At 57.9% G+C, this 18,640-nt stretch carries 12 protein-coding genes; 7 read left to right on the top strand and 5 right to left on the bottom strand.

Annotated features, from left to right (window positions below; genetic code table 11):
* Positions 1 to 153: 153 nt before the first annotated feature.
* The 3 genes from PHX60_RS08175 to ffh form a co-directional block, all read right to left on the bottom strand.
* Entirely contained in the window at positions 154 to 1,545 is a 1,392-nt protein-coding gene (locus tag PHX60_RS08175; protein WP_300076602.1) for a phenylacetate--CoA ligase family protein, read from the bottom strand.
* A gap of 124 nt (positions 1,546 to 1,669) precedes the next feature.
* A complete protein-coding gene (locus PHX60_RS08170; protein WP_300076600.1) occupies positions 1,670 to 2,542 on the bottom strand; it encodes an MBL fold metallo-hydrolase in 873 nt (290 codons plus the stop codon).
* 89 nt (positions 2,543 to 2,631) lie between these two features.
* Positions 2,632 to 4,014: a signal recognition particle protein gene (gene ffh / locus PHX60_RS08165; RefSeq protein ID WP_300076598.1), complete on the bottom strand. Its 1,383-nt coding sequence runs from the start codon at positions 4,012 to 4,014 to the stop codon at positions 2,632 to 2,634.
* A gap of 104 nt (positions 4,015 to 4,118) precedes the next feature.
* Here ffh and ccsA point away from each other — a divergent pair, with 104 nt between their 5' ends.
* Positions 4,119 to 4,916: a cytochrome c biogenesis protein CcsA gene (gene ccsA / locus PHX60_RS08160; RefSeq protein WP_300076596.1), complete on the top strand. Its 798-nt coding sequence runs from the start codon at positions 4,119 to 4,121 to the stop codon at positions 4,914 to 4,916.
* Positions 4,917 to 4,993: 77 nt separating this feature from the next.
* Entirely contained in the window at positions 4,994 to 6,700 is a 1,707-nt protein-coding gene (locus tag PHX60_RS08155) for an ATP-binding protein (RefSeq protein ID WP_300076594.1), read from the top strand.
* A 15-nt stretch (positions 6,701 to 6,715) separates the two neighbouring features.
* Here PHX60_RS08155 and PHX60_RS08150 read toward each other — a convergent pair whose 3' ends face one another.
* On the bottom strand, positions 6,716 to 9,109 hold the full coding sequence (locus PHX60_RS08150; protein ID WP_300076592.1) for a hypothetical protein: 2,394 nt from the start codon (positions 9,107 to 9,109) through the stop codon (positions 6,716 to 6,718).
* 264 nt (positions 9,110 to 9,373) lie between these two features.
* Between PHX60_RS08150 and PHX60_RS08145 the strand changes: the two genes are divergently transcribed.
* The 5 genes from PHX60_RS08145 (at position 9,374) to PHX60_RS08125 (ending at position 17,706) form a co-directional block, all read left to right on the top strand.
* A complete protein-coding gene (locus tag PHX60_RS08145) occupies positions 9,374 to 10,867 on the top strand; it encodes a sigma-54 dependent transcriptional regulator (protein ID WP_300076590.1) in 1,494 nt (497 codons plus the stop codon).
* Complete coding sequence (gene ampD, locus PHX60_RS08140; RefSeq protein ID WP_300076588.1) at positions 10,854 to 11,441, top strand: 1,6-anhydro-N-acetylmuramyl-L-alanine amidase AmpD; 588 nt, start codon at positions 10,854 to 10,856, stop codon at positions 11,439 to 11,441. The genes PHX60_RS08145 and ampD overlap by 14 nt, the downstream gene beginning before the upstream one ends.
* 200 nt (positions 11,442 to 11,641) lie before the next feature.
* Entirely contained in the window at positions 11,642 to 15,631 is a 3,990-nt protein-coding gene (locus tag PHX60_RS08135; RefSeq protein WP_300076586.1) for a ribonucleoside-diphosphate reductase subunit alpha, read from the top strand.
* Positions 15,632 to 15,726: 95 nt separating this feature from the next.
* Positions 15,727 to 16,959, top strand: a complete 1,233-nt coding sequence (locus PHX60_RS08130; RefSeq protein ID WP_300076584.1) for a ribonucleotide-diphosphate reductase subunit beta — start codon at positions 15,727 to 15,729, stop codon at positions 16,957 to 16,959.
* A 114-nt stretch (positions 16,960 to 17,073) separates the two neighbouring features.
* Entirely contained in the window at positions 17,074 to 17,706 is a 633-nt protein-coding gene (locus PHX60_RS08125; protein ID WP_300076582.1) for a histone, read from the top strand.
* Between the two features lie 204 nt (positions 17,707 to 17,910).
* Here PHX60_RS08125 and PHX60_RS08120 read toward each other — a convergent pair whose 3' ends face one another.
* Positions 17,911 to 18,489, bottom strand: a complete 579-nt coding sequence (locus tag PHX60_RS08120) for a recombinase family protein (protein ID WP_300076580.1) — start codon at positions 18,487 to 18,489, stop codon at positions 17,911 to 17,913.
* Positions 18,490 to 18,640: the final 151 nt, after the last annotated feature.

Below are 18,640 nucleotides of genomic sequence, written 5' to 3'. Positions count from 1 at the left end.
TGCCCGTACTGGATGCTTGGCACATGGTATGCCACGTTTGGCGACAAATCTGTGACAAAAAAATGCGGTTTCTATGACAAAACCAAGGCGCACAACAGCAGCCTACGGCTGGGCCGCAGGCCAGCTATCTGGCAAAATTTGGTGGCAGTGGCTTTAGGCCGGTGGGCAGGCGGTGATGCGGCACGCTTTGCCACTGCGGCCACGCGGCACCGCTTGGCCCAATTGTGCCTGCACTTGGATGGCCTCCACGCCTTGGGCGGTGGCAAAGGCCACCAAAGCGGCACAGCCTCTGGCCAAGGCAGCGCGGCCTACGTCGCCCTCTAGGGGCAGGTGCAGCACCAAGGTGCAATCGTCCAATTGGTGCAAATAAAAATCAAACACCCCGGCTTCATCTTCTAGCACAGTGGACAAGGCCATCGGCAGCAGCGTAACCAGCTGGCCATTGGCACCGGCCATCACCAAAGGCTCGTCGTGGCGGCCTTGTACGCTAATCACCGGCAGCGGCGAGCCGCAGGCGCAGCGTTCGGGGTGCAGGGTCAGGTGGTCGCTGAGGTTGTAGCGCACCAGAGGTTGCACCCGGTTAGCCAAGTTGGTGAGCAAGACGCTGTGTGAAGGCTGGCCCGGCGGCACCGGGCGCAAATGCTCATCCACAGGCTCTAAGATGACCCAATCGGTGTTGGCGTGCATCTGGCCGTGGGCGCATTCCCAGCCTATGGCCAAAAACTCGGAGGAGCCATAGCTGTTGCGTACCAAACTGCCCAAGCGTTTTTGGATGTGGGTACGCACGGCTGGGCCTAGGGATTCGCCACCCGTCCAGATTTCGCGCGGGCGGGCGCGGAAGGTGCCCGCTTGGGCCTCGTCGGCCAGCAAAGCAGCCACGGTGGGGTAGGTGACGACCACGGTAGGAGAAAACGCATTCAGCTGCGCCACCAGCGTTGGGGTGGGCACTTGGATAGAAAAGCTCCGCATGGTGTTGGCCAGCACCGGGTTGATGGCGCGCAGGCGCTGCACCGAGGCGTAACTGGCAAAGTGCCCGCCGGTGGCCCCAACAAAGGCGATGCGTTCGGTCAGGCCCAAAGGGTCTAACCAGCGCGCTAAGGGGCGGGTGGCACAGCGGCGCAAAGCCTCTAGCGCATCATAGACGGCCATAGTGGCCACATCTTGCACAAAAATGCCCGGCTGGCCGCTGGTGCCGGAGCTTTCCCAGACCATATAGCGCCCTAGCCAAGGCTCGGCAATGTGGGCTGGGTCAGCCGTGAATTGCTGCACAGCGTCTAGCTTAATCTGCGGGTCGGTCACCCAGTCGTCAAAATGGGCCATGAGCTGGCTGCGCGTGACCACGGGCAATTGCTCTAGCGGCGTTTGGGCTGTGGTGCCAGCGGGCCAGAGTGAGCGGTACAGACGCGATCCGCGCAAGGTGGACTCTAGCAACTGGGCCAAACGGGCCTGCTGGCGCTGGGCAATGCCTTGTGGCGTGCCCCGATTGACGGCCATGACATCCATGGACAGCGAAGACAGAAGCAGCGGATCGAACACAGTACGCATCGGGTAACTTGCGGGAGGCCCTGGCACACTATGCCAAGGGTGGATAGCGCGTCGTGCCGGGGCACAACCCTTTCCCGCATCCTTTTTTGCTGGGCTATCTTGGATGCTTAAACAACAGAACCGATTAAAGATTATGCAGGTAGCTGCCCTGCCAACGGGCCGCTCCAGAACGCACCAGTTCATCGGCCAAGTTGCGGTGCCAATACTGTAACGGTTGCTCGGAAAAATAGGTACGGTGTAGCTGGCTAAAGTAAGGGGTACTCTCTAGCCAGTGTTGCAGCGCGGGCTGTGCAATCTGCTGCCACTCTAGCAATTTGTATTTGAGCAGCACCTTGGCCGCGTGCTGTGCGTGTTGTGTGGGGTTTTGCGCCCAACGCTCTAGGCGGCGACGGGCGTTGTCTAGCGCTGGCTGCACTGCTTGAAACACCGGGCCATGCCCCGGTATAACGGTGCGTGGGGCCAAAGCGGCAATCAGGTCTAAAGTGGCAGCGACTTCGGCAAAGGCAGCATCGCCATCCAACTCTGGAAACACCACGCCCAAGCCGTTTTGCCACAGCGCATCACCCGAAATCAAAATGCCTTGCGCTGGCTCAAACAACAGGATGGCATGGTGGTCGTGGCCGGGTGCGGCGTGGATTTGCCAAGGCCGTTGGCCTAGCCAGACTTGGCTACCCGGTTGCAGCAGGGTTTGGTAAGTAAAGCGGGGGCAATCTTGGCCGGTGGGCGTGTAGCTCAGGGCGTGGGCATCCCAGGCAGCTACGGCAGCGGCCAAACCCGGCGGGATGGCGGTTTCTACGTGCGGCCAATGTTGCTGCAACGTGGCGTTGCCGCCGCAGTGGTCGCTGTGCAGGTGGGTGTTGAGAATGCGCTCTAACTGGTGCCCATTGAGTGCCTGCGTTAGCAAAGCCAGTGTTTGCGCCGCGTGGCTGCCATAGCCGGTATCGACCACGGCGGCACCAGCGGGGCCGCCGGTAAAAACCACGCTATTGGCCGACAACCAACCGCGCTCTAGTACCGTTATATCGGGCGGAAGGAGGGGGGCGGCGGCGTGGCTGATGGCAGACTCCGTGCGTTAAAAAAGTATTTTCAGAACGGCATTTTGGGCATTCCGCCCATGCCACCCATGCCCTTCATGCCGCCGAGCTTTTTCATCATTTTCATCAGGCCGCCGCCTTTCATTTTTTTCATCATGGTTTGCATTTGCTCAAACTCTTTGAGCAGGCGGTTGACCTCTTGCACCTGCACCCCGGCACCGTTGGCGATGCGTTTTTTGCGTGTGGCTTTAATCAGTTCGGGCTTGCGCCGCTCTAACTGCGTCATGCTTTGGATGATACCTTCTTTGCGCTTGATTTCTTTTTCGGCCTTTTCCATGTCCACCGCGCCCGCTTGGGCGGTGAGTTGCGCCGGGAGCTTGTCCATCAGGCTGGACAGGCCGCCCATTTGCTTCATTTGCTGGAGCTGGCCTAAAAAGTCGTTCAGGTCAAAGCCATCGCCACTTTTGACCTTGGCGGCCAGCTTTTGCGCCGCTTCCATATCCACGCCAGCAGCTACCTGCTCGACCAAGGCCACAATGTCGCCCATGCCCAGCACGCGCCCGGCGTGGCGTTCGGCATCAAACACTTCTAGGCCGTCAATTTTTTCACTGACCCCGGCAAATTTAATCGGTGCGCCGGTAATTTGGCGTACCGACAGCGCTGCACCGCCGCGCGAATCACCATCCAACTTGGTCAACACAATGCCCGTCAGGGGCAGCGCTTCTTTGAAGGCTTTGGCGGTGTTGATGGCATCTTGGCCCTGCATGGCATCGACCACAAACAGGGTTTCGACCGGATTGAGCGCCGCGTGCAGTTGCTGGATTTCTAGCATCAGCGCTTCGTCAATCGCCAAACGGCCTGCGGTATCTACCAGCAGCACGTCAAAGTAGTGCTTTTTGGCGTAATCCAGCGCTGCATGGGCAATATCAAGCGGCTTTTGGTCCGGCGTACTAGGAAACCACTCGGCCCCAGCTTGCTTGGTGACGGTTTTGAGCTGCTCAATCGCGGCTGGGCGGTACACGTCGCCCGAAACGGTGAGTACCTTTTTCTTGCGCTTTTCAATCAAGTGCTTGGCCAGCTTGGCGGTGGTAGTGGTTTTACCCGCCCCTTGCAAACCGGCCATCAAAATCACCGCCGGAGGTTGTGCGGCCAAGTTGATGTCAGAGACGCCCTCGCCCATCGTGGCGGCCAACTCGCGGTTGACGATGCCCACCAACGCCTGCCCCGGCTTGAGGCTGCCCAGCACTTCTTGGCCCAGGGCTTTTTCTTTCACGCGGGCGATAAAGTCACGCACCACGGGCAAGGCCACGTCGGCCTCCAGCAAGGCCATGCGTACTTCGCGCAGCATGTCTTGCACGTTGGATTCGGTGATGCGGGCCTGGCCACGCATCTCCTTGACGAGGCGCGAGAGTTTATCGGTAAGTGCGGAGGCCATAGAGCGGTATTCTGGAATGAGGAAAGAAGCGCCTAGCGCCAAGATGGCAGCAAGCGGCGGTGCCAAGGCGGTGGGCAGCGGGCAAAGGTAAACTGTGCAGCATCATGATTTTACCCAGTGCATCCCCGGCCCTGTGGCTGCTCGGATTGGTGGCTGCTGCCGCCTATGCGGTTCCGGCAGCCGTGCCCGCGCGTTGGCAAGCGCCAGCAGCGCGTCCGGCCTTGGCTTTGGCATGGTGCAGCCATGCAGCGGTGCTGGCTTGGGCCATGCTGGGCGCAGTACCGCGCTTTGGCTTTGGCCCAGCGCTGTCCACCACCGGCTGGCTGGTACTGACGGTGTATGCGATTGAGCGCCAATGGTTTCCGCAATTGCAGGCGCGTTGGGCGCTGGCCTTACTCGGGACGCTGGCGGTCTTGCTGGCGCTGCTGTTTCCGGGTCAGCCGCTGCCCGTCACGGCATCGGCGTGGTTGCCGCTGCATTTGGTGTTGGGCATTGCTTGCTATGGCCTACTGGCGGCAGCAGTCATCCATGCGGCGTTGATGGTGCGCGTCGAGCGCCAAATGCGCCGGGGCCTAGAGGCCCACAGCGGTATGCCGCTGCTCACCTTGGAGCGCCTAACGTTTCGCTTTGTGGCGGCGGGGTTTGTGCTGCTCACGGCCACGCTGCTGGCTGGGGTGCTGTTTACCGAGGCCCTCTATGGCCGTGCTTGGCGCTGGGACCACAAGGCGGTGTTTTCGGTGTTGTCGTGGGCGACGCTGGCGGCTTTGTTGCTGGGGCGCTGGCGTTTTGGCTGGCGTGGCCGCAGTGCGGTGCGGATGCTTTATGTCGGCACCCTGCTGCTGCTGTTGGCCTACGCGGGTTCGCGCTTTGTGCTGGAAGTGGTGCTGGGGCGCGGCACATAAAGCACCCGTAGCCTGAAGCGATGCCCCACCTCCATTCTCATTTCCATTTCCATTTCCATTTCCATTCTTAGTGCCAAATGCCGCTGTCTAGTTTGGGCACCGAGACCCGCCCACCGTTTTCTCCGGCGGCCGAAGACCGGCCTTTTTTGCGTTTATGGCATGGGTTTTTAACCGGGCGGGTGATGGTGGCCTTGGCGCTGCTGTTGCTGCAAGCGATTGGCCAAGTCTTGAGCCAGCAGGCCGATACTTGGATGCTGGGCGTACCGTTGGCGTATTTGGTAGCGACGCTGCTGGTGCGCGTCTGGGGCCGCCACGCGCCACCGGCGCCGCACGCGGGGCCGCAATGGTTGCCCTCCATCGGGGTAGATTTGCTGGCCGTGGGCTTATTGCAATGGTTGCACACGGGCGGCATGAACTTTACCGCCTTGTTGGGGCTGCCCATCCTGATGGCGGCAGTGCTGGGCACCTTGATGCTGGCTTGGGGCACCACGGCAGCGGCCACCTTGCTGCTGCTGGGCTGGGCGTGGTGGCTGGGCGGGGAAGGCAATGGCGACCCCGCACCACGCTATTTGCAAGCAGCATTGACGGGCACCGGCTACTTTATCGTGGCATTTTTGGTGCATCAGCTCTCTACCCGCTTGGTGCGCGAGAGCCAAGTGGCGCAGCACAACCGGCGCGCCGCGCAAATGCAGCGCCAAGTCAGTACCTTGGTGATAGAAAACCTCAGCGATGGCGTGCTGGTGCTGGATGAGACCCATACCGTCCGCATGGCCAACCCAGCTGCTTTGCGCTTGCTGGGCCATACGCCAACGCTGTTGCCGCCGTTTTCTTTGCTAGAGCAAGCCGCTTGGCAGCCGCTGGGCCAGCTGGCACAGCACACTTTTGACCAAGGTTTGGCCCAAACCGCCGATGCCACCCTGCTGTGGCCCGGTCAAAGTCCGGTCGGGCTGCATGTACGCTGCTGGCTCACGCCGCTGCCCGCTGCCAACGCTGATGGCGATGAAGAACGCCTGTGCGTGATGTTCTTGCACGACTTGCGCGAGCTAGAAGCCCGCTTGCGTACCGAAAAGCTGGCCGCTATGGGGCGCATGTCGGCGGCGGTGGCGCACGAAATCCGCAACCCACTGGCCGCCATCATGCAAGCCAATGCCTTGCTGGATGAAGAACTGCACGACCCGCTGCAAAAACGCCTCACGCAGATGGTGCAACAAAACGCCGAGCGCCTAGTGCGTATTGCCGAAGACGTGCTAGACATCGCGCGCGTGCAAAGCCAAATCGGCTATACCCCAGCGGCCACGCTGGCGTTGGATGAGGCCGTGGCGCAAATTTGGCACGACTGGCAAAACCACGACCCGGCGCGGCGTATGGGCATCGTTACACTGCAAACCGACCATGCACCGGTAGAGTTTGATGCCGAACACCTGCGCCGCGTGCTGGTCAATTTGTTAGACAACGCTTTGCGCTACATGAGCGCCGCCCCCGATGCGCTGCAACTGCTCACGCGCAGCCACGGTGGCGGACAACTGAGCGTGCAAGTCTGGAGCGATGGCGCGCGGCTAGACCAATCGGTAGAGCGCCACCTGTTCGAGCCTTTTTTCTCTTCCGAAAGCCGCTCCAGTGGGTTGGGTTTGTATATCTGCCGCGAACTGTGCGAGCGCCACGGTGCTTCTATCAGCTACCAGCGTTTGCAGCGCCCCACCGAGCGCGGCCCCACCGAGGGCAATGCCTTTACCGTCCATTTTCGCAAGCCTGCGCGCCAAGAGCGCACCGCTACCGTTTTCTAAGCGGCCATCGAGACATCAACGCAAAAAGCCCAAGCTAAACACTTGGGGCTGCAATTTTTCGGTCAAGGCTTGGTAGGCCAACTCGAACGGGCTGAAGTTGACGGGCGCAGTGTCGCCGCTGGCATTGCGTGCCTTGAGCGCATTGCGAATTTGGTACCAGCCGACATCGGGGCGATGGAGCTTGTAGGCATCGCGCACGGTGCGTGCATCGGTGTAAGAAAAATAAGCCCGCCACAAACTGCGCCCTGCGTCCAACACGGCTTGCGCCTCTGCCGACAGGGTTTTGTCTGCCAAATACTGCACCATAAAATCGGATTCAAAACGGTCTGGGGCATCCACCTCCGCCTCGGTGAAGGGGATAAAGTGATTGACCAATGACCAAGTTTTGCCGTTCCATTCCAAGCCGTCGGCTCCTGCCGTGAGGTTGCTGCCATTAAAAAGCATCCAAATCAGGCAATCTGTTTTGAACTCGTCGGTGAGCGGCTCGGTGGGTTGTAAAAACTGGTCACGGTCATTGAGCCAAGTGGGCCTAATGAGGCGGCGTACCGCAAAAACGATGGCAGATTGCCAAAGGTTTTCAGGGGTAATGAAATAGCCGCCAGCGTGGCCGATAGAGTGAACAGACGAAAAAATGGCGGTCATCGTTCCGGCATTCTGAAAATCATTGCCATTGCAGAAAAAATGGCCAATTGCCCCATCTGACCATGTTGTATTTCTGATGTGTTCGGTCTTTTTCGTCGGCGTAATAGCATTAATCAATGGAATAACGTCCGTTTGGTTTTTCTTCAGGCGTTGCATCCAGCCACTCAGCATCTGTGCGTTAGGGACGTTAAAAAATACCTTCTCCCCCATAGCCTTTGCATTTTTATCAAGCACCTCAACGGCAATCTCTGTGAGCGGTGTGGTTTTTTTTGCAATCGAATCAATTTTCCAAATCAAAAAGCCAATAGGAAAATTGCCACTGAGACCATCAAACGCCTTGCTATGCACGACAAAGCCCCCTCGGTACTGTGCATGCCACGCTTGGCGAAATTTTTCGAAGTTGGGAGCATTTACATACTTCAACTTACTGAATATCGCCAAAGTGGCGGTTGGTATTTCGCGTGCGATGCGTACCAAAAATTGCACAAACAATTCCCGTGCGGCGTAACCATAATCGGCATTATTCATCAATGCGCCGATGTTGGTTTTGGCAATCGCACTTTTGCCTTCGTTGCCCTGCGAATTAGCAGCTTCCCCATACGGCGGATTAATCAACACCAAAATCTTTTTACCTACTGCAATCGCATCGCGCAGTCCCTGCGGTACTTTATTGCTCAAACGGTAATCAATCTTGCCATCCTCGGTAATATCGTCGTTCAAATAATCGTACTGAAAGCGCTGCGCCCCCACACAGGTTTTGGTGGCGCGCATCACGTCAATATCCGCTTGGTCTAGCGTGGACATATAAATGTTGCGCGGATTGCTGTGCTTGACCTCTAAATTACCCACGCCACAGCACATATCCCAGACAATATATTCACGCTGCCAATTTTTGCCCAGCGTTTCGGTCAACTTATCATAGGCTTTATCCACCACATGCAGCGGCGTGTAATACGCGCCCTTAAAACTGCGTTCATCCACCGGAATCAGGCTATCGCGGCGCTCTAGCAGATAATCGCGGTATTCTGATTTGGGTGGCTTATGATAAATGGCCCAAAATTGCCGATAGCCCTCTTTGTTGCCCAATTCCAACATGCGCCCCGCCAAGCTAAACACCGGCGCACCATTTTTGTGCAATAATTCCGCCGGTAAATTGGCATGGGTGGACACAGTGCCATCGTGCATAATATCGGCAAAAAACAACAGGGCATAATCTTCTTCTTTCACCCCGGCAATTTCGCGCCCAATCATCGCTACCCATTTATCAAACACCTGCTTGAGGTTGTCTGGCGTAATTTGCGTGCGAATCAAATCACCCGATTGAATCGCCGTTTTGACGGTGGCTAAAAATTCTTCTTCGTGCGTCGCTATTTTGAACGATACAAAATGCGTGCCAATGTGCGCCGATATTTCATCCAAGGCTTCTTGGGTATATTTGCTGGCAGATTTTCCCCATTTGACGGTTTTCTTCGCCAAAAATGGTAACACATCGGCGCTTCTCATCAGCGCGGCTTTTTCAGTGTCAATCACTGCCAAAAATGGCGGCACGGTGTCGCCTGCATTCAATGCCACTTGCACATAATGCAGCAGTTGCGTAAACATCGCGTAGCTAGAATTGCGCCCTGTGTCTTTGGCCTCAAACCATATTTCTTTGGTTTGAATATCAATCAATCCTTTGGTAAAGCCTTTAAGGCCAATGGCTTTAATATAAACGTCTTTAACGTCTTCTTCGCTCTTAGCGGCTTGCAGTTGAGAATATAGCGACATCGTTTTTTGAAATTGATGGGTTTAATAATACACTTATCACATTGACGACACTGCATTGGCCTGCTATAACCATTGGGCAGCCGTGACTGCATTTTGCACCAAAGCGGTATTTTGGCACTTTGGCCACTGGACAGAGCGCCTGGTCAGCGGGCGGCATTTGCCAAAGTAGCTGTAGAGTAGCGGCTAGAATGGTTCGATGCAAATAGGCCACCGTTCAAACCTATTGGTAAAAATCAGCTTACACTTGTAAATAAATAGGCCACCATGAACGCTCCTGCCGCCTCGATTTTGGTTGTTGACGATGAACCCGATTTGCGTACCCTGTACGAGTTGACCTTGCTGCGCGCGGGCTACCGGGTCGAGACAGCTGCCAGCGTCCAAGAAGCCCGCCAGCAATTGCAGGCCCTGCGCTTTGATGTGGTGATTACCGACATGCGCCTGCCCGACGGCTTTGGCATGGAATTGCTACAAGACTTGCGCGAGCAGCAACGGCGCGAGCGCTGCGTGGTCATGACGGCCTACGGCTCGGCAGAAAATGCCGTCGAAGCGCTGCGCTGTGGCGCGTTTGATTACCTGACCAAGCCGGTGGACCTCAAGCAGTTTCGCTCGGTGGTGGCCTCGGCGGTGCAGGGCACGGGCGGGGTGCCGCCGCCACGCAGTAGCCCGCACCCCAACCACCTCGCTGCCGCCGCCATCGCCACCGAAGACAACAACGCCGCCCTAGAGCGGCTGGTGGGCGAGTCCGAAGCCATGTGGAATGTCAAACAGCGCGTGCTCAAGGTGGCACGCAGTATGGCCCCAGTGCTGGTGCGCGGCGAATCGGGCACCGGCAAAGAATTGGTGGCCCAAGCCCTGCACGCCAGCAGCCAGCGCGCTGGCGGGCCGCTGGTGGCCGTCAACTGCGGTGCCATCCCCGAGAACCTGTTAGAGGCCGAATTTTTTGGCGCACGCAAAGGCTCTTATACCGGCGCGATGCAAGACCGGCCCGGATATTTTCAGGCGGCGCAGGGCGGCACCTTGTTTCTGGACGAAATTGGTGATTTGCCCCTGCCGATGCAGTCCAAACTGTTGCGCGCTATCCAAGAACGCAGTGTGCGCCCTTTGGGCAGCACGCAAGAAGAAACCGTGGACGTGCGTATCGTCAGTGCCACGCACCGCGATTTGGCCGCCGATGTGCAAGCCGGGCGCTTTCGGCAAGATTTGTACTACCGGCTGAATGTGATTGAAATCGTCATTCCGCCCCTGCGCGAGCGCCGCCAAGACCTGCCCGCCCTGTGCCAAACCTTGTTAGCCCGCATTGCCCAAGAATCTGGGGCGGCTGTGCCCAGCTTAACCCCGCAAGCCTTGGCCGCGCTGGCACGCCATCCCCTGACCGGTAATGTGCGCGAACTAGAAAACCTACTGCACCGCGCCGTGGCCCTGAGCGATGGCGAACACTTGCAAGTAGAAGAAGCACTAGAAATGGCCCCCAGCGCCAGCAGCGCGCCAACACAAGCGCCCATAGGCTTGCCCACCAGCGCCATTCCCTTGGACGGTAGCCACTTGCCCAACGATTTGCAAGCCTGGTTAGACCAGCAAGAGCGCGACATTCTGGTGCGCGCCCTGCACGAGGCCCATTTCAACCGCACCGCCGCTGCCGCCCGGCTGGGCATCAGCTTGCGCCAAATTCGCTACCGCATTGCCCGCCTGAACATCACCGCCCCACACGAGGCAGACTCGGCTGAATCGCTGTCTTGCGCTGACCATGCCGAACCTTGAACATCCCGTATGGCAAGGCGGCTGGTATCGCACTGCGGTACGCCGCGATTCACCCAACTTTGGCCCGCGCCCTGCTGGGACGGTGTTGGATTTAATCGTGCTGCACTCCATCAGCTTGCCGCCGGGCGAGTATGGCGGCGATGGCGTGCCCGCCTTGTTCACCAACACCTTGGATTGGGACGCGCACCCCTACTACCAAAGTATTCGCGGCTTGCAGGTATCGGCGCATTTTTTTATCCAGCGTGATGGCACACTGTGGCAATTTGTCGATGTAGAGCAACGCGCTTGGCACGCGGGGGCATCATGCTACCGGGGGCGCGCGCAGTGCAATGACGACTCTATCGGCATCGAACTAGAGGGTTTAGAGGGTGATACCTTTACCCCGGCACAATACGCCACCTTGGTGCAACTGTGCCAAGACTTGGCACAGCGTTATCCCATTGCCCACATTGCTGGCCATGAGCATATTGCGCCCGGACGCAAACAAGACCCCGGCCCCGGCTTTGCTTGGGTACAGTTGCAGCAGCAATTGTGCTGGAATACAGGTTGTTTTCCGGCACAGATAAGCCGCTAAAACCGGTGGCCTCTGGCCCGGTTGGCGGCAAGGGCGACAGTGGTCGGATACACTACCGCTAGTGCAAAAAGATTGGCCCATACGCTATAGGTAGTGGGTCAAGCGCTATTGCATCCTGTTTTTGTTTCTCTTGTTTTGAGCATCGGGCGCCCATTTTTTCGGCGCCCGATGCCTTTTATACCGCTCCAGCCAAGGATGCCATGCCCACCGCTACCTCGACTTCTTCTGTTGCTACTTTCTTTGCTGACGTGGACTTTTCTCGCTACCAAATTCAGCGGCGCACCGGCGATGTGGTGCCTTTTGTGCCCGCCAAAATCGCCATTGCCGTCACCAAGGCATTTTTAACCGTCTCGGGCAGCCAAGGAGATGCTTCGGCCAGTTTGCGCGAGTTAATCGCCAGCCTGACAGAAAAAGTAGTTTATGCCCTGCTGCGTTCGCGCCCCGAAGGCGGCACGTTCCATATTGACGATGTGCGCGACCAAGTCGAGCTGCAATTGTTGCGCTCCGACCACCAAGAAGTGGCGCGCGCCTTTGTGCTGTACCGTGAGCGCCGCGCCCAAGAGCGCGCCGCCGCCCAAGCCGAGGCCGACACCCAAGCCCCAGTGGCCCCCTTACAGGTGCTACAACAAGATGGTGCCTTGGTGGCCTTGGACATGCAGGGCCTACAACGCCTGATGGCCGATGCTTGCACTGGCCTGCCGCCCGAGGTGCAGCCCGAGCCTATCGTACAAGAAACCTTGCGTAACCTCTACGACGGCGTGCCGCTAGAGGAAGTTTATAAAGCCGCCATTTTGGCCGCCCGCACCCTGATTGAGCAGCACCCCGATTACACCTATGCCACCGCCCGGCTGTTGCTGCACACCATGACGCGCGAAGTGCTGGGCCGCGAGGTGGCCTTGGCCGATATGGCCAACGCCTATGCCGATTACTTCCCCAGTTTTATCCAAAAGGGCGTGGCAGAACAATTGCTTAACCCCGAGCTGTTGCAATTTGACCTGCCGCGTTTGGCGGCAGCCTTGCAACCAACGCGCGATTTGCAATTTGATTACTTGGGCCTGCAAACCCTGTACGACCGCTACTTTTTGCATGTACGCAAGCAACGCATTGAGTTGCCACAAGCCTTCTTTATGCGCGTGGCGATGGGGCTGGCCTTGCAAGAAAGCGACCGCGAAGCGCGCGCGATTGAGTTCTACGAGGTGCTGTCGCGCTTTGACTTTATGAGCAGCACGCCCACGCTGTTCAACAGCGGCACGTTGCGCTCGCAGTTGTCCAGCTGCTACTTAACCACCGTGCCCGACGATTTGGGCGGCATCTACGAATCCATCAAAGAAAACGCCCTGTTGAGCAAGTTTGCCGGTGGCTTGGGCAACGACTGGACGCGCGTGCGCGCACTGGGCAGCCATATCCAAGGCACGAATGGCGAATCGCAAGGCGTGGTGCCGTTTTTGAAGGTGGTCAACGATACCGCCGTAGCGGTAAACCAGTGCTTTGCCCCCGATACCTTGGTCTATACGGCCACCGGGCCGCGCCCACTGCGCGACATCCATGCCGGTGATTTGGTGCTGGGCCACAGCGGCCAGTATCGCGCAGTAACGCAGCGCATGGTCTATAACCAGACTGACCCTATGGTGGCGATTGAGGTCAAACACGCTATCGAGCCACTGGAAGTGACCGACGCGCATCCCTTCTGGGCGATTCAAGGCGTACCTTTGGGGCAGGCCAATGCACGCACCGAGGCTTGGCTGGACAAGGGCAAAATAACCGCGCGTTGGGTCGATTCTGGCCAGTTGCAGACGGGCGATTACATCGGCTTTGCTATTCCCACCGAAGTCGTTCCGGTGCAGGGCCTAGACGAAGACGATGCCCGGCTCTATGGCATTTTGCTCGGGGATGGGCATCTGTCTAAAGAGGGGCAACAGTGGGGTGTTTCCGGCAACCCGCAGCGCGACACGCATTTGGCCTTTGTGCGTCATTATCTGGAGGCGCGTGGCTTCCATTACTGGGAAACAGCCCGTGGCAGCACCTATGTCCAAATCCACTGGGCGGCAGGTCAAGGCGCATTGCGCGATGGCACCACCGGGCGCATGGTGGGTGCCGGAGCGCCCACCTTGCCCTTTACCCATGATGATTTGTACGACGCGCAACACCAAAAGCGCATTGCCCCCCGCCTAAGCCATTTGCCCACCACGCAAACGCTGGCGCTGTTGCAAGGCTTGCTAGAAACCGACGGCTGTGTTGCGCGTGGCAAAGAGTTGACTTTCACCTCGGCTTCCGAGCCGCTGGCCCACGGGGTGCGTTACCAATTGCTGCGCTTGGGTGTGCCGGTGTCTGGCCAAAAGCGTACCCGCCAGCACCACCATACCGGCCAGCGTTCCGATGGTTCGCAAGCCGTATTTGACGGTAGCAGCACCAGTATTGATTTACGTATTCCGGCCATCCCAGCCTTGGCAGAACGTGTAGGCTGCCAAGCCGTGGGCAAACGCAATTGGCTGGTGCGCGATGGCGTGTTGTTCTCGCGCGTGCGGGCCGTGCGTCCCATCACGCCCAAGCCGCTGGTGGTGGATTTGAAAGTAGATGTCGATGCGTCTTACCAAACCGTAGCCGGTTTGGCGCACAACGGCGGCAAACGCAAAGGGGCCGTCTGTACCTATCTGGAAACTTGGCACCTCGACATCGAAGAGTTCTTGGAGCTGCGTAAAAACACCGGCGATGACCGCCGCCGCACGCACGACATGAACACCGCCAACTGGATTCCAGACCTGTTCATGAAGCGTGTCATGGAAAAAGGCCGCTGGACGCTGTTCTCGCCCTCGGATGTGCCCGATTTGCACGAGCTGTTTGGCGCTGAGTTTGAACGCGCTTATGTGGCTTACGAAGCCCAAGCCGACCGGGGCGAAATCCCCCACCACCGCGTACTGCCAGCCACCGACCTGTGGCGCAAGATGCTGACCATGCTGTTCGAGACCGGCCACCCGTGGATTACTTTCAAGGATGCCTGCAATGTGCGCTCGCCACAGCAGCATGTGGGGGTTATCCACTCCTCTAATCTCTGTACAGAGGTGACCCTGAACACCAGCGACACCGAAACCGCCGTTTGTAACCTTGGTTCGGTCAATTTGGCGCAGCATCTGAAAGATGGCCCGCACGGCAAAGAGCTGGACCACGACAAGCTCCAGCGCACCATTCGCACGGCCATGCGAATGCTGGACAACGTGATTGACATCAACTACTACGCCGTGCCCAAAGCGCGCGAGTCCAATTTGCGCCATCGGCCAGTGGGTTTGGGGCTGATGGGCTTCCAAGACGCACTGTATGCCTTGCGCCTGCCCTATGCCTCCATGCCAGCGGTGGAGTTTGCCGACCGCTCAATGGAAGCCATTTGCTATTACGCTTACTGGGCCTCGACCGAGTTGGCCGCCGAGCGTGGGCGCTACTCCAGCTACGACGGTTCTTTGTGGAGCCGGGGCATCTTGCCCAAAGATTCGATTGATTTGCTGGCCCAAGCCCGTGGTGCTTATGTCGAAGTAGAGCGCTCGCAAACTTTAGATTGGGATGCGCTGCGCGCCAAAATTGCCCGCGATGGGATGCGTAACTCCAACTGCGTCGCCATTGCCCCCACCGCCACCATCTCCAACATTGTGGGTGTGGATGCCTCGATTGAACCCTCGTTTGGCAATTTGTCCGTCAAATCGAACCTATCGGGCGAATTCACCATCATCAACCATTACTTGGTACGTGACCTGCAACGCTTAGGGCTGTGGGATGAGGCGATGCTGATTGACCTCAAGTATTTCAAAGGCTCCTTGCACGCGATTGACCGGGTGCCTGCCGACATCAAAGCCCTGTATGCCACCGCCTTTGAGATTGACCCCACTTGGCTGGTAGAGGCCGCCTCGCGTCGCCAAAAATGGATTGACCAAGCGCAAAGCCTCAACATCTACATGGCGGGTGCTTCGGGCAAAAAGCTCGACGAAACCTACAAGCTGGCTTGGCTGCGTGGCCTCAAAACCACCTACTACCTGCGCACGCAAAGCGCCACCCACGCCGAAATGAGTACCGTACAGCGCCAGCACCTCAACGCCGTGGCCTCGGCCCCAGCGGCAGCTACTGCGCTAGAAGCACCAGAAGCACCCGCTACCGATGTGCGCTTTTGCGCCATTGACGACCCCGGTTGCGAAGCCTGCCAATAAATTTGGTCATAAAAGCGTAAAAACCCCCACCGTACAGCGCTTGGATGCTTTCCATTTGCAAGCGCTGCTCTCATAATTCGAGCATTGGAAAATCTATGTTGACTTGGGACGAAGACGTCACGCCCACACTGCAAAAACCACACGACAACGGTCTGCCTAAAAACCGCTGGGGTGCGTTGTCGCCCACAGAGTTTTCACCGCTGAATTTTCAGGCCATGCCCGCGCCCACCGTGCGCGTGGCTGCCCCTTCGGCACCAGCAGCGCCAGCAGTCATGCCAGCGGCCCCGGTGCTGGCCAACACCGGCAGCCAGCGCCGCGTGAATGCGGCTGACAAGCGCATCATCAACGGCCAAACCGATGTCAACCAGCTGGTGCCGTTCAAATACAAATGGGCTTGGGAAAAGTACCTCGCCACCTGCGCCAACCACTGGATGCCGCAAGAAGTCAACATGACGCGCGACATCGCCCTCTGGAAAAGCCCCAACGGCCTGACCGAGGATGAGCGCCGCATCGTCAAGCGCAATCTGGGCTTTTTTGTCACCGCCGACAGCCTAGCGGCCAACAACATCGTGCTGGGCACCTATCGCCACATCACCGCGCCCGAGTGCCGCCAGTTTTTGCTGCGCCAAGCGTTTGAAGAAGCCATCCACACCCACGCCTACCAATACATTGTCGAATCATTGGGGCTGGACGAGGGCGAAATCTTCAACGCCTACAACGAAGTGCCGTCCATCCGCAACAAAGACCAGTTCCTGATTCCGTTCATCGAGGCCATCATGGACCCGGCCTTCAAAACCGGCACTGCCGAGACCGACCAAACGCTGCTCAAGAGCCTGATTGTGTTTGCCTGCCTGATGGAAGGGCTGTTCTTCTACGTCGGTTTTACGCAAATTTTGGCGCTGGGGCGGCAAAATAAAATGACCGGCGCGGCTGAACAATACCAATACATTTTGCGCGATGAGTCGATGCACTGCAATTTTGGCATTGACCTGATTAACCAGCTCAAGCTAGAAAACCCGCACCTCTGGACTGCCAGTTTCCAAGAAGAAATCAAAGCACTGTTTTTGCACGCTGTCGATTTGGAATATGCCTATGCCGAAGACACCATGCCGCGTGGCGTGCTGGGCATGAATGCGTCCATGTTCAAAGGCTATTTGCGCTATATCGCCAACCGTCGCGCCACCCAAATCGGCCTAGAAGCGTTGTTTCCGCACGAAGAAAACCCCTTCCCTTGGATGAGCGAGATGATCGATCTGAAAAAGGAACGCAACTTCTTTGAAACCCGCGTGATTGAATACCAGTCGGGCGGTGCCCTGTCTTGGGATTGAATCCCCTACACACCACGGCACCCCCATGACTTTCCTTTTCTCGTTCTGCTGCTGTGCTACCCCCAAGGGTTGGCAGGTGGCAGCGCGTTTGCTTACCGTACCAAGGAGAACATGATGGCAACTGCCAAGAAACCTGCGGCCCCCAAGGCCGAAACCCCGCAAAAAACGGCCCCGGCCAAAAAAGCAGCTGTCAAAAAAACGGTGGCGGCTGAAACAGTCGCCCCTGCGGTAGCTGCCCCTGCGCCTGCACCCACTGAGGTCAAAAAAGCCGCTCCAGCCAGCAAAACGGCGGCCAAAAAAGCGGCTCCGGCCAAAAAAGCCGTTGTCGCCGAAGCCGTAGCAGAGCTTGCTGCTGCACCGGCACCGGCTAAGAAAGCAGTGGCCAAAAAGGCTGCCGCCCCCAAAGCCGCCGCAGCAGCTCCAGTTGCCACAGAGCCAGCTCCTGCACCGGCACCACCGGCCAAAAAAGCAGCGGCCAAAAAGGCTGCCGCCCCCAAAGCCGCAGTGGCCGAGCCTCCCGTAGCAGTGGCCGCCCCAGCACCCGCACCCGCCAAGAAGGCCAGCGCTGCCAAAAAAGCACCCGCTGCCAAGAAAACGACGGCTCCGGCACCTGCCCCAGTCGCTGCTCCAGCACCCGCCAAAGCGCCAGCGGCCAAAAAAGCCAGCAAAACTACTACCGCCCCAGTGGTAAAAACCACCCTCAACGAAAAGGCCGCTTGGCCCTTCCCAGAAGGCACCAAGCCCTGAGTTTTGCAATGCGGCTCTAGCTTCAAACCCGGTGCAATACACACCGGGTTTTTTCGTTTTTGCGGCAAAAAAAAAGCCCCCTGAATTGCTTCAGGGGGCTGGTCTTGGCGGAAACGGAAGTTTTTGAGCTACCGGGGCAACCCGGTTTTTTTATATCCAAACGCCGGAAACTACCCGGCGCTGGCTAAAACGCTTACTCTGTGCTTACTTCAAGCTGCTAGATGTAGGCCGGGTGACACGATACAGCGCACGCTTAACGACAGAAACCGAAACATCGTAACGAGTAGCTAAACCCTTCTGCGTGTAGAAACCGGACTGATAAAGAACCACCAGCTCACGCTCCTGGTCAAGCGTCAATGCGCGAGGACGGCCAGGCAAGTTGCCACGCTCACGAGCTGCATTCTGTCCAGCGATAGACCGTTCACGAATCATGCCCCGTTCAAATTCTGCGAACGCGCCCAGCATCTGCATCATCATGCGGCCCGCAGGTGTAGCTGTGTCGATTGATTCAGTAATGCTGCGAAAACTTGCGCCAACAGATTCGATGCGGTCAATGATTTTGAGCAAGTCAATCAAGCTACGAGCGAAGCGGTCGAGCTTATAGACCAACACGCAATCACCGCGCTTGAGCTGTGAGAGCAGGCGATTGAGTTCGCGCCGTGCCCCGACAGACGAGGTTTTTTCTTGCACGATGGTAGAGGCACCAGCACGCTGGAGAGCGTCAATTTGGAGATGGGTGTCTTGGTGGGCTGTAGAGACCCGCGCATAGCCGTAAACGGTCATTTTCTGCTTTCAAGCAGAGCAGCGGGCAAGCCGTAGCAGGAGCCATGCCCGATAAAAGGACCAGCCCCGCGCCCGTGGCGGGCAACAGTTTCGTTGGTAAGATTTGGGCGTTTTTTGCTTCGCAAAACCGGGCTCTGGCCTAAAGGTTGAG

Origin of the sequence: Giesbergeria sp., assembly GCF_028686475.1 — a bacterium.
GTDB lineage: Bacteria > Pseudomonadota > Gammaproteobacteria > Burkholderiales > Burkholderiaceae_C > Simplicispira.
Note: the sequence above shows the minus strand (reverse complement) of the source record. Positions and strands in the feature narration are given on the sequence as shown.

Bases quoted from the DNA above. Each gene is read 5' to 3' on its own strand.
- PHX60_RS08175 (WP_300076602.1), bottom strand. From the start codon at position 1,545: ATGCGTACTGTGTTCGATCCGCTGCTTCTGTCTTCGCTGTCCATGGAT.
- ffh (WP_300076598.1), bottom strand. From the start codon at position 4,014: ATGGCCTCCGCACTTACCGATAAACTCTCGCGCCTCGTCAAGGAGATG.
- ccsA (WP_300076596.1), top strand. From the start codon at position 4,119: ATGATTTTACCCAGTGCATCCCCGGCCCTGTGGCTGCTCGGATTGGTG.
- PHX60_RS08155 (WP_300076594.1), top strand. From the start codon at position 4,994: ATGCCGCTGTCTAGTTTGGGCACCGAGACCCGCCCACCGTTTTCTCCG.
- PHX60_RS08150 (WP_300076592.1), bottom strand. From the start codon at position 9,109: ATGTCGCTATATTCTCAACTGCAAGCCGCTAAGAGCGAAGAAGACGTT.
- PHX60_RS08145 (WP_300076590.1), top strand. From the start codon at position 9,374: ATGAACGCTCCTGCCGCCTCGATTTTGGTTGTTGACGATGAACCCGAT.
- ampD (WP_300076588.1), top strand. From the start codon at position 10,854: ATGCCGAACCTTGAACATCCCGTATGGCAAGGCGGCTGGTATCGCACT.
- PHX60_RS08135 (WP_300076586.1), top strand. From the start codon at position 11,642: ATGCCCACCGCTACCTCGACTTCTTCTGTTGCTACTTTCTTTGCTGAC.
- PHX60_RS08130 (WP_300076584.1), top strand. From the start codon at position 15,727: ATGTTGACTTGGGACGAAGACGTCACGCCCACACTGCAAAAACCACAC.
- PHX60_RS08125 (WP_300076582.1), top strand. From the start codon at position 17,074: ATGGCAACTGCCAAGAAACCTGCGGCCCCCAAGGCCGAAACCCCGCAA.
- PHX60_RS08120 (WP_300076580.1), bottom strand. From the start codon at position 18,489: ATGACCGTTTACGGCTATGCGCGGGTCTCTACAGCCCACCAAGACACC.